This window comes from Streptomyces sp. NPDC051173 (assembly GCF_040689515.1).
Taxonomy (GTDB): Bacteria; Actinomycetota; Actinomycetes; order Streptomycetales; family Streptomycetaceae; genus Streptomyces.
Map to the genome: position 1 here is coordinate 13,197 of NZ_JBFBBD010000072.1, position 20,468 is coordinate 33,664.

Here is a 20,468-nt window from a genome sequence, read left to right on the forward strand (position 1 = left end):
TGTCGGGTGGCACCGCCTGCGGTGCGTCAGCCGGAGCCCCGGTCGTACGTCACCACCAGCGTCTTGTCGATCGCGTCGAAGAGTGCCGCCAGCGCCTCGTGGTCGGGGGCCTCACCGTAGACGATGGCGGCGAACGCCTGGGTGCCCTCACGCCAGTCGACCGACTGGCCGGGGCGGCGGACGACCTCGACGCGCCGGACGCCCGGCAGGGCCTTCGTCTCCTTGACGCCCGTCATGGAGGCGATCGCGCGGGCGTCGAGCGGCGGGGCGAAGAAGCGCTGGAAGGCGACGCGTTGGTGTGCCGGTGCGGTGAGATCCGCGGGGAGCCGTCCCAGGGCGCAGTCGAGGGCCGTACGGAGCATCGGGAAGCCCGTCGCCCGGCCGACGGTGTCGTCGATGAAACCGCCCAGCCTGCCGTTGACCTCGATCAGGCGCGGGCCGTCGGCGGTGAGCTTGAACTCGGTGTGGGCGATGCCGGACGTCACCCCCAGCGCGCGCAGCGCTTGCCCGGTGGCCTCGGTGAGCCGGGCGGCCGTGGCGGCGTCGACGTTGCTGGGGAAGAAGGCGCCGGTCTCGCGGAAGGGCTCCAGCAGAGGCGGCTTGCCCGTGATGCCCACCTGGACGATACGGCCGCCCACGGCCACCGACTCCACCGAGACGTAGTCGCCCCACCGCGGGCCCGCGACGGCCGGGTCCCCGACGAGGTACTCCTCCAGCACCAACTCGCTCTCACCGGAGGCCAGCAGCTCCCCCACCGTGCGGACGCACTCCGCCACGGTCCGCGCGAGGACGGTGTTGCGGCTGCCCGCCCCCTGTCGCGGTTTGACGACGGCCGGGGCGCCCACGGCGGCCGCGGCCGCGGCGGCGTCCTCGCGCGCGGAGACGGCGGCGAAGCGGGGCAGCGCGGGCACTCCCGCCGCTGCGAGAGTGACGCGCTGGAGATGCTTGTCGGCCAGGGCGGCGGCCGTGGCCGGGGAGTGGAACGTGAGGCCCAGGTGCTCGGCGAGCGCGGCGGTGGCTTCCAGCACGCGGTCGCCGAAGGTCGTGATCCCGGCCGGGCCGAGGGCTTCCAGCCGCCGGACCGTGGCCTCGGCCAGGGGTGCCCCGGCGTCGAATTCCACGACGGTGCCGATCTCCCGTAGCAGCGGGAGGTCCTTGGCGACGGCGGGCACGGACGGATCGCAGAGAAGGACGAGTTCGCAGTGGCCGGTGGCGGCCGCGGCGAGCTGGAGCGGGGTCACGGAGCCGTTGTCGTGGACGACGGCGAGGCGCGGCGGCATGAGCTTGCCCTTCGGGTGGGAGGTGGCTGCTGTGTCCTGTGGATGTGGCTGGTGCGGGTGCGCGATTCGGCCCGTCCGGCCCGGGAGGACACGGCCGCGCGGCGGTGTCCCCAAGCTCCCCCAGCTACCTCCCCCAGACTCCGTCCGGGGGGGGGACCCCCAAGGGCGTCCCCGCCGCAGGAGGCAACCGGCCCGCAGACTGGCAAAGATCCGCCGGACAGGCCCTAGCCGAGCAGTTGCCGCAGGACGAAGAACGTCACCACGCCGATCGCCGCCACCGCGAGGAAGTTCTTGAGCAGGCGGCCCGCGATCAGGGTGACCACGCCGCCGATCAGCGTCGGGACCGCCCACTCCCCGCCGCCCTCGTACATGGGCGTGACGACCTCGGGGAAGACCAGGGCCGCGAGCACCGCTCCCGGCACGTAGTTGAGGGCGGTCTTCACCGCGTCCGGCAGTTCGCGGTCCTGGAACAGCACGATGGGCAGGTAGCGCGTCGCGAAGGCGCAGGCGGCCATGCCGATGATGAGCAGGGTCAGGAACACTCAGGCCACCTCCGTGGGCTTCGCGCGCTTCTTCTCCCAGGTGTCGCAGCCCGCGCCGATCGCCGCGCCGCCGAGCGTGGCGACGACGAGTCCGAGGTTGTACGGCAGGGGGTGCGCGGCCAGGGCGAGCGCTCCGGCGCCGAGCACCGCGGCCCACACCTTCCAGTTGACCATCGCCCCCGCCATCATGGCGATGAAGATCGCCGTCATGGGGAACTCGAGGCCCTGGTGGGCGATGTCCGGTACGGCCGAGCCGAGGATCATGCCCAGGACGAGGGACGTGATCCAGTTGGCGAACATCGCCATGGACGCGCCGAGGAAGTACCACTGCCGGTCCCGGATGCCGGTCAGCGTCTTGAACTTGTCGACGACGACGAAGAAGACCGCGTCGACCAGCCCGAAGGCCAGCAGCGCGCGCCAGCGCTGCGGCAGGTCGCGCATGTGCGGCCGGAGCATGATCGCGTAGATCATCATCCGCAGGCTCAGCACCAGGGTGGTGAGGAGGATGATCGGCCAGCCCACCCCGTCGCGGAGCAACTGCTGGCCGGCCAGCATCGCGGTGCCGGAGTTGACGGCCGCGGCCATGGCGACGGTTCCCGCCCAGCCGATGCCCCCGGCGATCCCGGCGGCCCCGGCGATGATGCCCATGGGAAACGCGCCGATCATGAACGGGGTCATGGCCCGCGCGCCCGCCCAGAACTCGGCGCGGTGCGTGCCCTCACCCCCGGCCCCGGTGTCCCCGCCGCCGGCCCCGGCCGCCACCGGCTCACGCGTGCCGACGCGTTCGTCCGTCGCACCGGACTCCTTGGTCCCGCTGCCTACGGGCTCGTCCAACGGGTCCACCTCCCTCCACATAGCCACCCGGGGAATTTATGCGGACTGCGAATGCCCCTGGTCGGTCAGTCGGTCCTTGAGCAACGGGACCACCTCGCCGCGCAGCTCGGCGGGTGAACCCAGGCGGAGAGATTCCACCGCGGCGCGACGATAGAACAGTTGAGCGTCGCTGTCTTCCGTCATCCCGTACGCACCGTGCACCTGCATGACCTCCGCGGTGGTCTTCCGCGCGGTTTCGGCCGCCATGGCCAGCGCCTGCGCCGCCTCCAGGCGGGCCGGGCCCGTGCGCCGGTCCACGGCCCACGCCGCGGCCCGGACGACGAGCCGTACGGCGTCCAGGCGGGCGGTGAGGTCGGCCAGCCGCAGCGCGATCACCTGTTGGTGGCCAAGGGGCTTCCCGAACTGCTTGCGGGACTTCGCGTAGGAGACCGCCAGGTCGAGCGCGCCCTGGCCGAGACCGACGAGGTAGGCGGCCTGCCGGACGCGAGCGGCGTCGAGCACCGTCCGCCAGTCCTCCGCGAGGGTGGAACCGGCGTCTGTTTCCAGCCAACTGTCCACCGGGGCGCCGTCGAAGGAGACCGCGTACAGCTCGCCCCGCCCCAGCTCCTCGTGCCGCCGGGCGGTCACCCCCGGCGCGTCCGGCCGTACGAGCGCGGCGCGCACCGTGCTCCCCTCGTGGCCGATCACCAGGAGGTGGTCCGCCTCCGGCACGAAGCCGACGAAGGTCCGGGTGCCGCTGATCGTCTTCCGGTCCTGGCCGACGGTCAGCGGGGCCGGGACGGCGGTGGTGCCGGTGCCGCGCTCACGCGCCGCCGGCACGATGCGGGTGCCCCCGGCGACGGCGGGCAGGAGCTCGTCACGCGCACCGCCCGCGACCGTACGCGCCAGGAGCTCGGAGGCCGTCACCGTGTCCAGCAGCGGCCCCTGGTAGAGGGCGGCGCCCAGGAGCTCGGCGGCGGCCGCCCAGGCTTCCTGGGGGCGCTCACTGCCGCCCAGCGCCGCCGGGAGCGACAGGGCGGGCAGCCCCAGGTCGGTGAGCGCCTGGTGGATCATGGCGCGGACGTCGGGGTCGTCCTCGGCGCTCGCGTACGGGGAGCGGTCCGCCATACGGCGTACCAGGGGGGTGAGCTCTTCGTCGAGGAACTCGGCGAGCGTCTCGCGCAGGGTGCGCTGCTCCGGGGCAAGGGTGATCTTCATGTGGGTGGTCCTCCGTACGTTCTGGCCGGCGGGGTTCGTTCCCCTCCCCCGCCCCTTCCCGACCTGGGGCTCCGCCCCAGACCCCGCGACACGGCTCTGCCGCGTCGCCCTCAGCCGCCGGACGGGCTTCGTGCGGCTGATGCGGACGCGGGAGTCACGCCAGCAGCCCCAGCCCCGTCGACGCGATCAGTGAGCGCATGACCTCCGACGTGCCCGACGCCAGCGTGAGGCCCACCGCTTCGCGGTAGGCCGCCTCGGCCACGCCCTCCGTGCCCTCCGTCACCGCTCCCTCGTCGTGCCGGGCGAGCACGCCGTCCAGACCCGTGAGGTCCAGCTGGGCCTGTGCCACGTCCTGGGCGACCTCCGAAGTGATCAGCTTCGACATGGCGTTGTGCACGTCGTCGCTCGCGTCCTCGCCGAGCTCGGTGACCGACCGCCAGGCGAGCAGCCGGGCGGCCCGCACCCAGGAGTCGAGCTCCACCAGCCGCGGCCCGTGCACCGGGTGGTCGAGCAGCCCGGTGTCGGCCGCGTGCCGCAGTAGCACGTCGAACCAGCGGCACGCCTTGGCCTCGAACTCGACGCCCGTGCGCTCCAGTCCGAGGACGCTGTTGATGACTTCCCAGCCGCCGTCGACCTCGCCGACGACGTCGTCCTCGGTGACCCTGATGCCGGTGAGGGTGACGTCCCCGAACCGCTCGTCACCGAGGTTCCACAGCGGGTCCACCAGGACGCCCGGGGTCTTCAGCGGCACGACGAACAGCGTGATGCCGTGGTACTTCACCTCGGACTCACTCGTGCGGGCCGCGCACAGCGCGAAGTCGGCGAGGTGCGACTTCATGCTGTAGACCTTGCGCCCGTGGATCCGCCAGCCGTCGCCGTCCGGCTCGGCCCGGGTCCCGAGCGACGCCAGGTCGGAGCCGACGGCCGGCTCGCTGAAGAGGATGCTCGCGGCGCCCTCGCCCCGCGCGATCCTCGGCAGGAGCCTGCGCTTCTGGCTGTCCGTGCCGTACATCATCAGGGCGAGACCGACGATGTCGATGCTCAGCGTGTGCACGATGTCGGGCACACCGTGGGCGATGAGCTCCTCCGTGAGGATCGCCTTGTCCTGGATGGTGCCGCCCAGCCCGCCGTACTCCTCCGGCCAGTTGACCGCGAGCCAGCCGCGCTCACCCAGCCTGCGGTAGACGTCGAGCAGCCCCGGCTCCACACCGCGCGCGCCGCGGACCGCCGCGACCTCGGCACGGACCTCCTCCGAGCACAGCAGCGCGCAGATCCGTTCGCGGAACTCCCGCTGCTGTGCCGTCGGCTCCAACTCCACCGTTCCACTCCTCCTGTTTGAAGGCTGCTTGAAGACTGCGCGACGCCCTGATCGACGCCTTGCCCAACGGACTGCCTGACCGGCCGCCCGGAAACCGCTCCGCTCAGCCCGCCGCCGCGTCGAGCGCCCGCCGCACCGCGCGGGCCAGCTCCTCGACGTGGGGCGGCTGGAGCATCGTGTAGTGGGTGCCGGGGACCTCGACGTGGTCGGCGCCGCGCCCGGCCAGCTCGCGCCACAGGGCGACCGGGACGTTGTCCTCCTCGGCCGCGCCGAGGAGGGTGATCCGGGCGTCGACGGGGCGCGGCGCGTGGGTGCGTACGGCCTCGGTGGTCGCCAGGAACACCGCGATGCGGGCGCGCAGTTCGTCCCGCACGCCTTCGGGGACCAGTCCGCTGTCCTCCAGCAGGCGCACCACGTGGTCCGTCCGCTCATCCTCGGTGAGCGCGCGCAGGTGCGCGAGGCCGACGTCGGGCACCGGCCGCTCGCGCAGGTGGGCCAGGTCGTGGACGAAGGAGGCCAGGCGCTCGGCGTGGTCCGGCGCGCCCCCGTCGGCGCCCGAGCCCTCGCCCGGGGTGGCGGTGTCGAAGAGGACCAGCGCGCCGATCTCCTGCCCGGCGTCCCGCAGTTGTGCGGCCATCTCGGCCGCGACGGCACCGCCGACGGACCAGCCGCCCAGGTGGTACGGGCCCTCCGGCTGGACCTCGCGGACGGCCGCGACGTACAGCGCGGCGAACTCCGCCAGCGTGTCCGGTGTCGGCCCGCCGTGCAGGCCGGGCGCCTCCAGGCCGTGGAACGGCTGGTCGTCGCCGAGCAGCCGGGCCAGCGGGATGTAGGGCACCGCGGCGCCGCCCGCCGGGTGGACGCAGAAGAATGCCGGGCGCGTGCCCTCGGGGTTGAGGGGCACGAGGATGTCCGGGCCCTCGGCGGCGGGGGCGGTGTGCTCGTCGATCAGCGCCGCGATGCCCCGCACGGTCGGCGCGAGGTAGAGGCGGCGCACCTCCAGGGTGACGCCGAACTCCTGCTTGACGGCGGTGGTCAGGCGGATCAGGTTCAGCGAGTTGCCGCCGAGGCCGAAGAAGCTGTCGTGCACGCTGAGGCGGTCGCCGTCGACGCCGAGCAGGCCGGTCCACAGGGCGGCGAGCTTGTGCTCGGTGGGCGTCGCGGGCGGCGTGTGCCCCTGCTCGCCCCGCGCCTCGGGCAGCGGGAGCCGCTTCTGGTCGACCTTGCCGTTGGCGGTGAGCGGCAGGGCGTCCAGGAGGACGACGACCGCGGGCACCATGTGCAGCGGCAGCCGGTCGGCGACGTCCTGGCGGACGCGCTCGCCGTCGAGTCCGGGCGCGCCGTCCGGCTCGGGCACCACATAGGCGGCCAGGCGGGCGTGCGGGGTGCCCTGGTCCTGCACCACGACGACGCCCTGGCGCACGGCGGGCAGGCCGGTGAGCGCGTGCTCGACCTCGCCCAGTTCGATGCGCAGGCCGCGGATCTTCACCTGGCGGTCGGCGCGGCCGAGGAACTCCAGATTGCCGTCGGGCCGCCAGCGGACCACGTCGCCGGTGCGGTACATCCGCTCGCCCGGCGTCTGCGCGAAGGGGTCCGGCAGGAACCGTTCCGCGGTGAGGTCGGGGCGGCCCAGATAGCCGCGTGCCAGCCCGGTGCCGGCCACGTAGAGCTCGCCCGGCACACCGACCGGCACCGGCCGGAAGGCGGCGTCCAGGACGTACGCCCGATGGCCCGCCATGGCGCGGCCGATCGGCGGCGCGGCGGTGAGGCCCTCGGGCGGGCAGAGGTAGTCGACGCAGGCGACGGTGGCCTCGGTCGGGCCGTAGCCGTTGTGGAAGTCCCGGCCGGGCGCGCTCCAGCGGTTGACGAGCTCCGCGGGGAACGCCTCCAGGCCCACGAAGAGCACCCGCAGGTCGGTGAGCGGCGCCGGGTCGAGCAGCCGAAGCACGGCCGGGGGCACGTCGGCGACGGTCACCCGCTCCGCGCGCATCAGCTCCTGGAGCGCGTCCGGGTTGAGCAGTCGCTCGCGCGGGGCGCCGATGACGGCCGCGCCGGAGCCGAGTGCCGCGTAGAAGTCGAAGACGCTGACGTCGAAGGCGGGGTTGGCGAACTGGAGCAGCCGGTCGTCCGGGGTGATGCGGAACAGTTCGCGGACGCCCTCCACGAAGCCCACCGCCGCCCGGTGGGAGATCAGCACGCCCTTGGGCTTGCCGGTGGAGCCGGAGGTGTAGATGACGTACGCGAGGTGGTCGGGGCGGACGCCTGTGACCGGTGCCTCGGCGGGCAGTTCCGCGAGCTCCCCGGCGGCGTCCTCCATGCACCAGTGGTCGACCGGGCCGGTCACCAGGTGGCTCAGGTCCTTGCTGGTGAGCACGGTGCGGACGCCCGCGTCGGCGAGCTGGTGGGCGATGCGGTCGGCGGGGTACTGCGGGTCGATCGGCAGCCAGGCGCCACCGGCCTTGAGGATCGCCAGCTGGGCGACCGGGAGGTCCAGGCCCCGGTCGAGGAGGACGCCGACGACCTGGTCGGGTCCGGTGCCCCAGCGCTCGCGCAGCAGGTGCGCGAGCCGGTTGGCGCGGGCGTCGAGCTCGCCGTGGTCGAGCTGCTCGCCCTCGAAGCGCATGGCGACGGCGCCGGGCCGCTCGGCGGCGTGCCGGGCCACGAGCTCGTGCAGCAGCGTGCCTTCCGTGGGCCGGGTGCGCGGCGCGGGGTTCCACTCGCGCAGCACGCGGTCCCGCTCGTGCGCGGGCAGCACCTCGAAGCCGTCGACGCGGGTGTCCGGCGCGGCGACGGCCTGCGCGAGCACGCTGTGGAAGTGCTCGACGAGCCGCTCCATGCGGTCGCGCTCGAAGAGGTCGGTGGCGAACTCGATCCAGATGCCCAGGTCGCTGCCCGGCCGGTCGACGACCTGGAAGGCGAGGTCGAAGCGTGAGCTGCCCTGCTGCACGGGCAGTTCCTCGACCTCCAGGCCGCCGAACGCGAAGGTGCCCACGATCGTCCCGGTGAGCAGCGTGAAGCTGATCTGGAAGAGCGGGTTGCGGCTGGGGTCGCGCTCCGGGCGCAGCTCCTGCACGAGGGTGCCGAAGGGCACGTCCTGGTGCTCCAGGGCGCCGAGGACACCGCGGTTGGAGCGGGCGACCAGCTCGGTGAAGGTGGGGTTGCCCGTGAGGTCCGGGCGCAGCACGAGGGTGTTGGCGAAGAAGCCGACGAGCGGGTCGGTCTCGGGCCGGGTGCGGCCGCTGAAGACGGAGCCGAGGGACAGCTCCGCCTGGCCGGTGTAGCGGCCGAGGACGACGGCGAAGGCGGACAGCATCACCGACAGCAGCGAGGCGCGCTGTTCGCCGGCGAACGCGCGCAGCCGCTCGCCGAGCTCCGCCGGGAGGTCGCGTTCCAGGACGGCCCCGGCCCAGGTGGGCTGCGCGGGGCGGGCCCGGTCGGCGGGGAAGTCCACGGTCGGCAGGCCGTCGAGTGCCTTCCGCCAGTAGGCGACCTGCTCGGTGAGCGCGTCGCTGGTGAGCCAGCGCTGCTGCCAGGCGGCGAAGTCGGCGGGCTGCACGGGGAGTTCCGGCAGTGTCGCCGGGGTGCCGGTGCGCTCCGCCTCGTAGAGCGCGGCGAGCTCCTCGGTCACCCGGCCGACGGACCAGCCGTCGGTGACGATGTGGTGCATGACGAGCAGCAGGACGTGGTCGTCGGCGGCGACGCGGAAGAGCGACGTGCGGAAGACCGGTCCCGTCTCCAGGTCGAAGGGGCGTCCGGCCTCCTCGTCGACCAGCCGCCGCAGCCGCTCCTCGCGGTCGTCGCCGTCCTCGACGCCGGTGACCGGCAGCGGCCAGGCGGCCGGTTCGGTCACCGCCTGGAAGGGCACGCCGCGCTCGCTGCCGAAGCGGGTGCGCAGGCTCTCGTGCCGGGCGACCAGGGCGCCCAGTGCGGCCGTGAGCGCCGCGGTGTCGAGCTCGCCGCGCAGCCGCAGGGCGAACGGCACGTTGTACACCGGGAGTTTCGGCGCGACCTGGTGGAGGAACCAGAGGTAGCGCTGCTGCTCGGAGACGGCGAGCTTGCCGTCCCGGCCCACCGCGACGATCCGGTCGCGCTCGGCCTTCTCCGCGCGCTTCTGCCGCAGCTTCATCTCCAGCAGCTTGCGCTTGACGTCGGAGAGACCCTGTCCCGCCGTGCCTCGCTCTGTGTCAGCCATGTCCCTCGTCAACCTCGTACTCGTCGGCCTGCGGTGGCGGTCAGCGGTGTTCCCCGCCGGCTTCCTGGTGTTCTTCGAGGAGGCGCTGCGCCTCCTCGTCGGTGAGCGCGTCCGCGCCGGACAGCAGCTCCTCCTCGACGATCGCGGCGAGGCCCGCGAGGCTCCCCTCCGTGAAGATCACCGGGAGCGGGATCCGTACGTCGAACGCCTCCTCGACGCGGGTCATCAGCTGCACCGCCTGCAAGGAGGTGCCGCCGAGCTCGAAGAAGCCCTCGTCGGGGTCGATCTCCTCGGCGGTGACCTTGAAGACGTCCTGCCAGATGGCGGTGAGTTCGTCCCGTACCGGGTCCGCGGCGCTCACGCCTCAGCCTCCGCCCGCTCGGCCGCCGCGATCTCCGCGGCCTTGTCCCACGGCGTGCGGTACTCCATGGAGGTGGCGTAGCGCGTCCACACCTCGCGGTGGTTCCAGACCTTCTCGAAGGCGTCCGCGTAGGCGGCCAGCAGCGGCCGGGCGTCGGGCGACAGGTGGGCCTTCTGGATGGCGAAGGAGTCGTCGATGACGGCCAGCGTGGTCGGCTGGTCCTCGGCGCGGTAGCTTCGCGGCCCGACGCCGGGCAGCTGCCACGGGTAGCCGCCGTAGCCGAGCCGCTCCTGGAAGACGCGCTGCTGGGGCAGCGACATCATCTGGTAGTGCCCGGCGGGCACGCCCTCGGCGCGCAGGGCCCGCATCAGCGAGGCGCGCAGCGGGCCGGCGAGCGCGGGGTCGAGGCCGAGCGCGGCCGGGTCGACGCGGAAGCGCAGGATGTGCCAGGCGTGCGTGCGGTCCTCGGGGACGTGCGGGGTGAGGAGGCCGGGCAGGGCGGAGAGCCGCTCCAGGAAGTACCGGACGTTCTCGTCCCGGATCTTGGCCTCCTCGGGGAGGCGCTCCAGCTGGCTGCGGGTGAAGGCCGCCTGGATGGCGTTCGGCTTGTGGTTGAAGCCGAGCATGTGGCCCACGTAGGAGCGCTCGCCCTGCTGGGGGATGAGCTCGCCGAACTGCCGCAGCATCAGCGCCCGTCGGGCCAGCCGGTCGTCGTCGGTGGTGATGAGACCGCCCTCGCCGCAGGTGGCGAGGTTCTTGCTGACGTTGAGGCTGAAGGTGTTGATCGCGCCCAGCGAGCCGACCGTGCGGCCCTGGTAGACCGCGCCGTGCGCCTGGGCGGCGTCCTCGACGACGGGGATGCCGTGCTTGTCGGCGACCGCGAGGATCTCCGTCATGTCGACCGGCAGGCCGTGCAGGTGGACGACCACGATGGCGCGGGTGCGCGGGGTGATCGCGGCCTCGACGGCCTCGGGCGTCACGTTGAACGTCCGCGGGTCGATGTCGACGAAGACGGGCACCGCGAGGATGTGCAGCGGCGCGACGGCGGAGGCGATGAAGCTGAGCGCGGGCACGATCACCTCGTCGCCCGGCTGGATGTCGAGGGCGCCGAGTGCCACGGAGATCGCGGCGGTGCCGTTGCTCACCATGACGCAGTGCTTGGTGCCGACGGCCGCGGCCCACTCGCGCTCCAGCGACTCGATCTCCTGCTCACCGGAGGACGCCGAGGTGAAGCGGCCGCTGGCCACGGCCCGCATGACCGCCGCCTCGTCGGCCTCGGTCACCCGCGGCCAGGCGGGGATGCGCAGCGAGCGCGGGACGGACCGGGCGCCGCCTTGCATGGCGAGCTTGTCGGGCGACCTGGTGGCGCCCGGACGAGAACCGGCAACAGCCATTACAGTTCCGCTCCTTCGTGTGCGAGTCCTGCCAGCACCTGTTCCAGGTCCTTCAGGAGGGTGTGGGCGCGCCTGGTGAGGCGCGCCGCGCCGAGTCCCTCGGACTGCGTGAGCGCCGCCATGATCCGGATCGCGGACCAGTGGTGGGCGATCCGCTCGACGGCCCGGCCCTGCTCGGCCAGGCCCGGGTGGTCGAGCGCGCGTCCGGCGAGGGCCAGCCAGTCGGCGTGGACGGCGGTGTTGGCCAGGGCCGCGCCCGCGACGACGAAGAGCTCGTCGCGTACGGTCTCGCCGGCCGTGAGCCGCTTGCCCGTGTCGGCGAAGAACGCGGTGAGGCCGTCGAGGCCCGCGTAGCCGTCGCCCTGTGCCGGCTCGTGGTAGCCGCGCAGGTTACGTTCGATGACGTCACGGATGTGCGCCCGGTCGAAGGCCGGGAAGTCCTCGGGGTTGGCGTCGAGTTCGACCGACAGCCAGCGGTTGCCTATGTGCACGTCCGTGAAGAACATGTCCCGGTCGTGCACCGCCGCGTTCCCCGAGTCGCGGGAGGCGGCCAGCTGCCGCAGGGTGATGTCCCCGTGGAAGTGCGGCGGGACGGCGTCGAGCACGTGGACGGTGCCCGCCTCCTCGTCGAAGCCGTGCACGACCACCATGTGGTTGGAGTGCACGTCCTGGTAGGCGGGGCGGAAGGGCAACTCGAAGTTGTCGACCGCGACGGCCACCGGCCGCCCGGCCTCGACCTCGGCCCGCACCTGGGCCCACCCCTCGGCGGCGTCGGCGGGGCTGTGCCACACGGAGCGCACCGGGTGGTACGGGGCCAGCGCGCCCAGCAGCGACTCACCCGCGGCGCAGGGGTAGAAGTATTCCTCGCGCCGTACGTCACCGGGCAGATGGCGGAAGCGCCAGGCGGCGCCCAGGGTCTCCAGCGGTGCCACGCCGCGGTGCCGCAGCAGGGTCGCCATGCAGGCGTGCAGGCAGCCGGCCAGATCGTGGCGCCAGCTGTGCACGTCGTCGATGAGGGTCGTCACTGCGCTGCCTCCGGCGGTGTGGTGGGCGCGAGGGTCATCGCGAACACGTGGATCGCGGGGTTGTCGGGCAGCGTGAGGGCCGTCAGCTCCTGCTGCCTGGTCACGGGGACGCGCTGCCGCCAGACGGTCGGCCCCATGGAGCGCTGGACGTGCCGGGGGTAGTGCAGCCGGGTGCAGGAGAACGCGGCGCTCTCGCCGAAGCGGGCCTCTGTCTCCGGCCAGAAGTCGGAGATCCGCAGCCACTCCGGGTCCACCGAGCCGTCGGCGTAGTGCAGTTGGACGAAGTCCTCGGTGCGCCGCTCGGCGGCGGCGAGGACGTGGATCCAGTCGTAGCGCCCGGCGGGCAGTTCCAGGAGCTGCCCGGCGCAGCGGACGTTGTCCGGCGCGCCCGCGGCCGGCGCGGGGAAGCGGAAGGGGATCCCGTCGACGGTGATCTCGCCGCCGGCGGGCAGCTTGTCGGCCGGGAAGGTGTTGCCCCAGATGTTGAACGCGCCGTCGGACAGCCGGTCCTCAGTGGTGATCCCGGTGTTGTTGGCGAACGCCGTCAGGTCCAGGCGCGTGGGCGTCGTGTGTGCGGTCTGTGTTCTCAACTCGGACTTGCTCCAACGGTTCCGTGAGCGGAGGGTGCGGCCGGCACCGGCCGGTGCGTCCGGCCCGGGGCGAGGCGCAGGACGGCCCGCAGCCCGGGGTGGAGGGTGCGCGGCATGAGGTGGGCGGCCACGCGCTCCCGGCCGCCGGGGAAGGAGAAGATCCCGTGGCCCCCGGCGGCGGCGCCGGCTTCCGGCAGCCGCGCGGCCAGCCAGGCCCGGCCGTCCGGGCCCGCGCCGGGCCAGACGTCGAGACCGGCCGCGCCCTCGGCACCGGCGCGGGCGCAGGCCCTTGCCAGCAGCTCCGACGGGCGCCCGCCCGCTTCGAGCACGGCGAGCAGCCGGCCGTCCGCGGGCAGCCAGGCGACGGCGAGGTCGGACGGCCCCAGCGGGTCGTCGACCAAGGGCAGCGCGTCGGCCGGGAGCGGTGCGCCCGGGACGCGTTCCAGCGTGGTCTCGGACAGCGGCTTGTCGTCGGCGGACCAGTGGCGTACGGCCCGGAAGCCCAGCCGTCCGTAGACGGCGGGCAGGCAGCGCTCCACGACGGCGTCGAGCCACAGCCGTGGCACACCGCGCGCCCGGGCGTTCTCCTCGACGGCCGCCAGCATGGTGCGGGCGATGCCCTGGCCCTGCCGCACGGGATCGACCGAGACGCGGTGGACCTCCCAGCCCGCGGCGCCGTGGTCGGTGACGCGCAGGGCGCCGGCGAGCCGCCCGTCCGGGCCGGTGGCCAGCCACACCTGTGAACCGCGCTCCAGGGCGCGCAGGACACCGTCCTCCGTCTCCCGCGCGCCGTCGGGGACGGGCAGGCCGGGGTAGGGGTCGGAGAGCGCGTACGCGGCCCGTGTCAGCCCCGCGACCGGGCCCGCCCAGCGGGCGGCCGCCGCGCGGCCGGAGGGCAGCGGTGCCACGTCGACGGCCACGGCCGTGCGCGTCTCACTCATGGTCACGCAGCAGTTCGTGGAAGCAGTGGGCGCCGAACTCCAGGTCCGCGACCGCGATGCGCTCGTCCGCGACATGCAGCATGTCGCGGTACGAGACGCCCGTGGACTGCCGCAGCGGCAGCCAGCCGTACGTCTCGATGCCCAGCTGCGGGAAGAGCCGGGCGTCGGTGGAGGCGGTGGTGACCATGGGGATCGGCACGCCGCCCGGGTCCTGCTCGCGCAGCACCGCGGCGAGCCGCTCGTAGAACGCCCCGAGCTTCGGCTGCGGCATCTGCTCGCCCTCGACGAGGACCTCCAGGTCCATCTCGACGCCGGACTTCGCGCGCAGCTCGGCGAGGAATCCGGGGGTGTCGAAGTCGCCCGGCAGCACCCGCCCGTCGAGCTCCACGGAGATCTCGCTCGGCAGGACGTTCGTCTTGGTGCCGCCGTGGATCACCGTGGCGTTGACGGTGTGCTGCACGATCGAACTGAGGTAGCGGATGTCGCGCTCGTCGAAACCGTCGAGCGCGGACGTGTCGGACGGGTCGGCGCGGAAGGCGGCGATCCGGCGGCTCCCCTCCTCCGGCAGGACGCGGGCGAGCTCGCCGAGCATGGTGTCGACGGCCGGGGTCAGCACGGTGCCGAGCCCGCCGCCGTCGATGGCGGTGAGCAGCCGGGTGAGCTTGTGGGCGGCGCCCGAGCCGCCGGTGACGCGGGAGGCGTGGCCCGCCACGCCGCGCAGGACGGCGCGCACCCACACGGCCCGCTTCTCGGCGACCACGATGGGGTGGAAGCGCACCTGGCCGCCGAGGTCCAGGCTCGCGCCGCCGTCCTCGCCGATGGCGTAGCGCACTCCGGCGAACAGTTCGGGGTGCTCGTTCACGAGGAACTTGGCGCCCGCCGCGCTGCCCGCCTCCTCGTCGCAGACGACGGCGAGGATGACGTCCCCGGCGGGCGGGGTGCCGGTGGCCCGCAGCCGCAGTACGGCCGTGAGCATCATGGCCAGCTGGCCCTTCATGTCGACGGCGCCGCGCCCCCACACCTCGCCGTCGACGAGCTCGCCGCCGAAGGGCGGGCGGGTCCACCGCTGGTTCTCGGTGGGCACCACGTCGACGTGGGCGTGCAGCAGCAGCGGGGGCGCCTCGCCCCGGCCGGGCAGCCGGGCGATGAGGTTGGGCCGGCCGGGCTCGCGGCCGAGCAGCCGGGTCTCCAGCCCGGCGACGGAGAGCAGTCGCTCCACGTGGCGCACGCAGGCGGCCTCGTCACCGGGCGGGTTGGTGGTGTCGAAGCGGATCAGCTGCTGCGTGAGCGTGACGACGTCCGGGATCTCCACGGTGCTCATGTCCGGTCGGCCTCCGTCTGCTGCGGAACGAGTGCGTCCAGGCCGGCGGCCAGCTCGGCGACGAGTGCGGCCGGTGCGTCCAGGAAGGCGTAGTGGCCGCCGTCCAGGAGGACCTCGCGGGTGTCACCCTGGGGGGCGTACTCCCGCCAGCCCGTGGTCAGCGCGGCCGGGATGACGTCGTCCTCGCGCCAGCCGATGGTGGTGAGGGTGGTGGGCAGCCGCAGCGGCGCGTCCAGGCGGTAGCGCCGGTTGGCCTCGATGTCGGCGGACAGGACGTCCACGCCGAGGTCGATGAGGTCGGGGTGCGGCTCACCGCCCATGGCCCGGGTCAGGGTGATCAGCTCCCCGGCGAGCTCGTCGTGCGCGAGGTCGAGCAGCCGCCCGTAGGGGCCCTCGTGCGGGGCCACCTGGGAGGAGAGGAAGAGCCGGTCCGGGACGCGCTCCCCGCGCCGGGCCAGCTCGGCGGCCGCGGCGAAGGCGGGGAGTGCGCCGCTGCAGTGCCCGAAGAAGGCGAACGGCCGGTCCAGGTGCGGCGCCAGTCCCTCCAGCAGCCCCTCGGTCAGCTCCTCGTACGTGCCGAAGTGCGGCTCCCGCAGCCGGTTCTCGCGGCCAGGCAGCTGGACGAGGCACACCTCGGCGGACCCGATGGTCCGCGGCCACTTGGCGTACATCGACGCGCCGACGCCCGCGTAGGGGAAGCAGAAGAGGCGCACGGGGCTGTCGCCCTTCGGGCGGCGCAGCAGCCATTTCGAGGGACGTCGGTCGGAAGTCATCCTTCACCTCATGTCGGGGGCGGTCGCGGGCGGGGGCGGGGCGAGGCGAGGAGAACTCAGCCCGCCGACTCCTCGATGGCCTCGGCGAGTTCGGCCACGGTCGCGCTCAGGTAGAGGTCGCGGGGGCGGAGCTCCGCCCCGTGCCGCTCCGCGACGTGGGCGACGATCCGGGTGACCATCAGGGAGTGGCCGCCCAGCTCGAAGAAGTCGTCGTCGACGCCGACCTCGTCCAGCCCCATGAGACCGGCCCAGAGCGCGGCGAGTTCGCGCTCCAGCGGCGTGCCGGGCGCCCGGAAGTCGGCGTTGGTCTCCGGCCGTTCCCGGACCTCGCGGGCCTCCAGGGCGGCCCGGTCGACCTTGCCGTTGCGGGTCAGCGGCAGGGCGTCGACACGGGCGAGGAGCGAGGGGACCATGTAGGGCGGCAGAGCGGCGGAGACGGCCTCGCGCAGGGCGGTGGACAGGACGCCGTCGTCGGCGACGTAGAAGGCCACCAGGCGCTTGCCGGACTCCGGGTGCGTGTGGACCACGACGGACGCGTCCTTGACGCCCGGGTGGGCCAGCAACGCCGTCTCGATCTCGCCCGGTTCGATGCGGAAGCCCCGCACCTTCACCTGGTTGTCGATCCGGCCGAGGAACTCCACCACGCCGTCGGCCCGGCGGCGTACGAGGTCGCCGGTGCGGTACATCCGCGCGCCCGGCTCGGCGGCGTACGGGTCGGGCAGGAAGCGGTCGGCGGTCAGACCGGGGCGCCCCACGTAGCCGCGGGCCACTCCCGCCCCGCCGGCGTGGAGCTCACCGGCCTCGCCCGCGGGGACCTCCCGCAGCCGCTCGTCCAGGACGTGCACGGTGGTGCCGGTGACGGGCAGCCCGATGGGTACGGGCCCGTCGCCGACCGGTCCGTCCATGATGTGGCAGCAGGTGAACGTGGTGTTCTCGGTGGGTCCGTAGCCGTTGACGACGCGGATGCCGGGCAGCGCGGCGAACGTCCGGTCGATGTGGTGCGGCGAGAGGACGTCCCCGCCCGCCAGCAGCTGCCGGACCGTGGTCAGCCGGGCGACGGGCCCCTCGGCCATCTGGTGGAAGAGCCCGGCGGTGAGCCACAGGACGGTGACGTTCTCCCGTACGACCGCCTCGGCGAGCTCGTCGAGCGAGGGCTCGCCGGGCGGCAGGACGGCCAGCCGGGAGCCGTTGAGCAGCGGTGCCCAGATCTCCAGCGTCGACGCGTCGAAGGCGAGCGGCGCGAACATCAGGAAGGCGTCGTCGGGCCCGGCCGTCAGGAAGTTGCTCCGCTGGACGAGCCGGAGCACGGCGCCGTGGGGGACGCACGCGCCCTTGGGCGTGCCGGTCGAGCCGGAGGTGTACGCGACGTACGCGGCGTGGCCGGGCCGCACCTCCGTGCCGAGACCGGTGGCGGGAAGCGCGGAGAGCACCGACAGGTCGAGCTCGGGGTCGTCGAGGACGACGGTCCGAGCGAGCCCGGACACCTGCTCGTGGAGCCGCTCCTGGGTGAGGATCAGCTCAAGCCCTGCCTCCTTCACCAGGGTCGCGTGGCGCTCGCGCGGCTGGCGCGGGTCGAGCGCCACATAGTGGCCGCCCGCCTTGAGGATCGCGAGAAGGGCGACCACGGTCTCCACGGACCGCTCCACGCAGATGCCGACCGGGCTCTCCACGCCGACGCCGAGGGCGCGCAGGTGGTGGGCGAGCCGGTTGGCCCGCGCGTCGAGCTCGGCGTAGCCGACCCGGGTGTCGCCCGAGCTGATCGCCACGGCGTCCGGGGTGGCCGCCGCGCGCCGCTCGAAAGCCGCGTGCACGGATTCGGCCGGGTGCGCCGATTCAACGGTCGTTGTCATTCTCGAACCCTTTGCGCGATTTCGCGTTTCTCACGGTCGGTCGGATCAGCCACGCAGGCTCAGCGGCCGCAGGTCCGTCCACAGGGTGGCTATCCGGTCCAGACACGCCTGCCGGTCACCTGTGAATCCGATTTCGTTCCAGCCCGCCGGGAGTTCGCGTCCGGCGGGCCAGATCGAATGCTGTTCCTCGTGGTTGACAACGATCGCCCAAGAATCCTGCGCCGCTTCGGCAGCCTCAGTCATGATCGGCCCTCTGGTTTATCCGCAGTGATATCGCCAGAGCGTAGGCAGGGCCGCCGTAATGCCGCGTCCACCCGGCGGTTGACCTGCCGGGCGACCACCCGTCGACCCGGGGTCGCCCGGGTCAACGCCCGGCTGAAGGGCGTCCAGAAATCGTCAACACGCCTCGGCCGGGGTCTGCATCAGACCGGCCCGGTAGGCGAAGGAGACCAGCTGGGCGCGGTCCTTGAGGTCGAGCTTGTTGCGCAGCCGGTGCAGGTGGGTGCGGATCGTGCTGACCCCGATGCACAGCTCCGTCGCCACTTCCTCGATCGACATCCCCCGGCCGATCAGCGTGAGCACCTGGCGCTCGCGCGAGGTGAGCGAGCCTATGGACGGCCGCAGTTCGGCCGCCGGCCGCAGATCGCGGCCGCGGAACCACTCGACGAGCCGGCCCGCCACCTCGGGGGCCAGGGCGGTGCCGCCGCGCGCCACGGTCCGCACGGCGCTCGCGACCTCCTCGCGCTTGGCGTCCCCGATCAGCACGCCGTTGGCACCGGCGTGCAGCACCTCGGTGATCACGTCGTCGGCGCAGTCCATGCTGAACACCACCGAGCGGGGGGCCGGCACGTCGTCGTCGGACCGGGCGAGCCGGCGGATCAGCTCGATCCCGGACATCCCCTGGAACTTGATGCCGGTGGCGACCACGTCGGGCCGGTGCGTGCGGATCAGCATCAGGGCATTCATCGCACTGTCCGAGACATCGACGACCTCGATGTCCTGGGCGGCCTCCAGGAAGGTCTTCAGCCCATTACGAATGATCGGCGTCTCATCACAGATGACCACTTTGATCGCCACCGCGCCCCGCACCCCCAGGTTACGTAATCCCATGGCAAAGCGATGGCCATCCAAGGGGCGGTGTGCCACCAAGTGCAACAGAATTAGCTCACCGCGAGGACGACCACTCGTTCTGCCTTCGTCACAAGGCCGCAAAGCACCCAGAAACGCGGTGACCCCCGCAGCACCGTTCGTCAATCTACTTCATGGAGACGGACGGCCGGAGTCCGTGAGGAGCGTGACCAAACCCACCGAAACACCCGCCGGGAGCTGAAAACAGGTAAATAGATGGCGGTATTCAGGGAATTATCCGGCTGCACTCTTCTGTCAAGGAAACCGCCAATTGAATGGCCTGCGCACGTATCTCCGGGATGGCGGTGGTTTCCCATAGATTGCCGCGCCGCGGCGAGCCCAGCGTCCACACCGGCCGCCGCGCGCCGCCGTCCGCCGGGACCAGCCGCCCGTCCGGGGCGGTGTCGAGGCCCAGGCCGTGCGGGCCGGGCCGGGCCGCGCCGGTGGCGAGCAGGTCCTTGACCAGCGGGTCGTCCGACCTGCGCACGGAGGCTTCCGCTCCGGTGCAGTTGACGACGGCCCCGAAGCAGCGAGCACCCCCGTCCGCGAAGCGCACGCGCACCCCCTCGGGCGAGGGCTCGGCATCCGCCAAACCCCCTGCCCGGACGGTCACTTGACCGCTCTGCCGGGCCGCGTCGAGCGCGGCCGCCGTGCGCGGGGGCAGCCGGTGCCGCAGCACCTCCCACAGCCGCAGGTCGTCGCTGAGGAACCGGTCGCGTTCGGCGGCCGGAAGCCCCTGCCACAGGGCGGTGGTGTGCGGCCGCAGCTCGTCGACGGCCGGCCGCCAGTCACCGTGCACCCGGCGGTGGTACGCGGCACGCACCGCCAACCACCGCCGCAGTCCGGCCAGATCCGCGACGGCCGGAGGGGCGGGAAGCGGGCCGGAGGCGGCCGGTTTCTCCGCGTGGGCGTACGGAACGAGGCCGTGCCGCGACACGGCGTGCACCGTGCGGCCCGGCCGCGCGAGGGTCAGCGCCAGGTCGCAGGCGGTCAGTCCGGTGCCGACGAGGAGGACGTCGGCGTCGGCGTCGGCGGGCACGCGGTCGAGCGCGCCCGGCCGCCAGGGATCCGACACGAAGTGTTCATGTTCGCGGAGTCGTTCGGGCGCCCAGCCGAGCCCCGGGGCGGCGAGCCCGAGGGCGAGCACGACCGCGTCGGCGTCCACGACGGCGCCCGAGCCCAGACCGACGCGCTGGGCCGCGCCGCCGTCCGGGCCGGACAGCCGGACCGCCCGGTCGCGCACCCGGCGCAGGGCACCCGCGCCGCACCGCGCCACCGCCTCGTCCAGCCCCGCGGCGAGATAGGCGCCGTACGCGCCCCGCGGCGCGAACTCCCCCGCTCCGACCGTGCGGGCCTCGTGCTCGCCGAGCCAGCGGACGAAGTCGTCCGGCCGGTCCGGGTGGCCGCTCATCCGCCCGGCGGGCACGTTGAGGAGATGTCGCGGATCCTGTGTCGCGTACGCGACGCCCCGGCCCGTTCCGGGCGCGGGGTCGACGAGGGTGACGGTGACCCGCGCCCCGGCCTCGTGTGCCTTCTCCAGCAGCCGCGTCGCGGTCAGCGTGCCGGCCGCACCGGCCCCGACGACCGCGACGCGGAAGGTGTGTTCACCCACGGATCACTCGGCAGTCCCGGCCATGCCGGCGGTGAGGGTGGTGCCGTCGGTGGGGTCGATGAGGAGGAAGGAGCCGGTGTGGCGGGCGGTGGTGTAGGGGTCGAGGGCGA

At 73.4% G+C, this 20,468-nt stretch carries 17 protein-coding genes; all 17 read right to left on the minus strand.

The genetic code is table 11. The features are described 5' to 3' along the window. Positions 1-26: 26 nt before the first annotated feature. The 17 genes from AB0435_RS27925 to AB0435_RS28005 all read right to left on the minus strand — a co-directional run bounded on the left by AB0435_RS27925 (position 27) and on the right by AB0435_RS28005 (position 20,358). The gene (locus AB0435_RS27925) at positions 27-1,280 is read right to left on the minus strand and encodes a hypothetical protein (RefSeq protein WP_366007196.1); all 1,254 of its coding nucleotides are present in this window, start codon (positions 1,278-1,280) and stop codon (positions 27-29) included. Between the two features lie 224 nt (positions 1,281-1,504). Then, positions 1,505-1,822 (minus strand): AzlD domain-containing protein, encoded by a 318-nt coding sequence (locus AB0435_RS27930; protein ID WP_366007197.1) that lies wholly within the window; start codon positions 1,820-1,822, stop codon positions 1,505-1,507. Continuing rightward, positions 1,823-2,656 (minus strand): AzlC family ABC transporter permease, encoded by an 834-nt coding sequence (locus tag AB0435_RS27935; RefSeq protein ID WP_366007198.1) that lies wholly within the window; start codon positions 2,654-2,656, stop codon positions 1,823-1,825. A 36-nt stretch (positions 2,657-2,692) separates the two neighbouring features. Further along, the gene (locus tag AB0435_RS27940) at positions 2,693-3,853 is read right to left on the minus strand and encodes an acyl-CoA dehydrogenase (RefSeq protein ID WP_366007199.1); all 1,161 of its coding nucleotides are present in this window, start codon (positions 3,851-3,853) and stop codon (positions 2,693-2,695) included. A gap of 154 nt (positions 3,854-4,007) precedes the next feature. Continuing rightward, complete coding sequence (locus tag AB0435_RS27945; RefSeq protein WP_366007200.1) at positions 4,008-5,171, minus strand: acyl-CoA dehydrogenase family protein; 1,164 nt, start codon at positions 5,169-5,171, stop codon at positions 4,008-4,010. Positions 5,172-5,274: 103 nt separating this feature from the next. After that, positions 5,275-9,363, minus strand: coding sequence for an amino acid adenylation domain-containing protein (locus AB0435_RS27950; protein WP_366428225.1), 4,089 nt, complete (start codon positions 9,361-9,363; stop codon positions 5,275-5,277). Positions 9,364-9,403: 40 nt separating this feature from the next. Beyond that, positions 9,404-9,724 (minus strand): acyl carrier protein, encoded by a 321-nt coding sequence (locus AB0435_RS27955; RefSeq protein ID WP_366007202.1) that lies wholly within the window; start codon positions 9,722-9,724, stop codon positions 9,404-9,406. Beyond that, a complete protein-coding gene (locus tag AB0435_RS27960) occupies positions 9,721-11,118 on the minus strand; it encodes a DegT/DnrJ/EryC1/StrS family aminotransferase (protein WP_366428226.1) in 1,398 nt (465 codons plus the stop codon). The genes AB0435_RS27955 and AB0435_RS27960 overlap by 4 nt, the downstream gene beginning before the upstream one ends. Then, complete coding sequence (locus AB0435_RS27965; protein WP_366428227.1) at positions 11,118-12,143, minus strand: BtrH N-terminal domain-containing protein; 1,026 nt, start codon at positions 12,141-12,143, stop codon at positions 11,118-11,120. Before AB0435_RS27965 ends, AB0435_RS27960 begins: the two co-directional genes overlap by 1 nt. Beyond that, positions 12,140-12,733, minus strand: a complete 594-nt coding sequence (locus tag AB0435_RS27970) for a hypothetical protein (protein WP_366428228.1) — start codon at positions 12,731-12,733, stop codon at positions 12,140-12,142. The genes AB0435_RS27965 and AB0435_RS27970 overlap by 4 nt, the downstream gene beginning before the upstream one ends. Then, a complete protein-coding gene (locus AB0435_RS27975) occupies positions 12,730-13,674 on the minus strand; it encodes a GNAT family N-acetyltransferase (protein WP_366007214.1) in 945 nt (314 codons plus the stop codon). The genes AB0435_RS27970 and AB0435_RS27975 overlap by 4 nt, the downstream gene beginning before the upstream one ends. Next, positions 13,667-14,995 carry a M20/M25/M40 family metallo-hydrolase gene (locus AB0435_RS27980; protein ID WP_366007206.1) on the minus strand — a complete coding sequence of 443 codons (1,329 nt, stop codon included), beginning with the start codon at positions 14,993-14,995 and terminating at the stop codon, positions 13,667-13,669. The genes AB0435_RS27975 and AB0435_RS27980 overlap by 8 nt, the downstream gene beginning before the upstream one ends. After that, complete coding sequence (locus AB0435_RS27985) at positions 14,992-15,768, minus strand: alpha/beta fold hydrolase (protein WP_366007207.1); 777 nt, start codon at positions 15,766-15,768, stop codon at positions 14,992-14,994. The genes AB0435_RS27980 and AB0435_RS27985 overlap by 4 nt, the downstream gene beginning before the upstream one ends. Before the next feature lie 56 nt (positions 15,769-15,824). After that, entirely contained in the window at positions 15,825-17,618 is a 1,794-nt protein-coding gene (locus tag AB0435_RS27990) for a non-ribosomal peptide synthetase (RefSeq protein WP_366428229.1), read from the minus strand. A gap of 45 nt (positions 17,619-17,663) precedes the next feature. Continuing rightward, entirely contained in the window at positions 17,664-17,861 is a 198-nt protein-coding gene (locus tag AB0435_RS27995) for an MbtH family NRPS accessory protein (RefSeq protein ID WP_366428230.1), read from the minus strand. Positions 17,862-18,014: 153 nt separating this feature from the next. Next, positions 18,015-18,728: a response regulator transcription factor gene (locus AB0435_RS28000; protein ID WP_366428231.1), complete on the minus strand. Its 714-nt coding sequence runs from the start codon at positions 18,726-18,728 to the stop codon at positions 18,015-18,017. Between the two features lie 244 nt (positions 18,729-18,972). Continuing rightward, a complete protein-coding gene (locus AB0435_RS28005; RefSeq protein WP_366007211.1) occupies positions 18,973-20,358 on the minus strand; it encodes an FAD/NAD(P)-binding protein in 1,386 nt (461 codons plus the stop codon). Positions 20,359-20,468 lie beyond the last annotated feature (110 nt).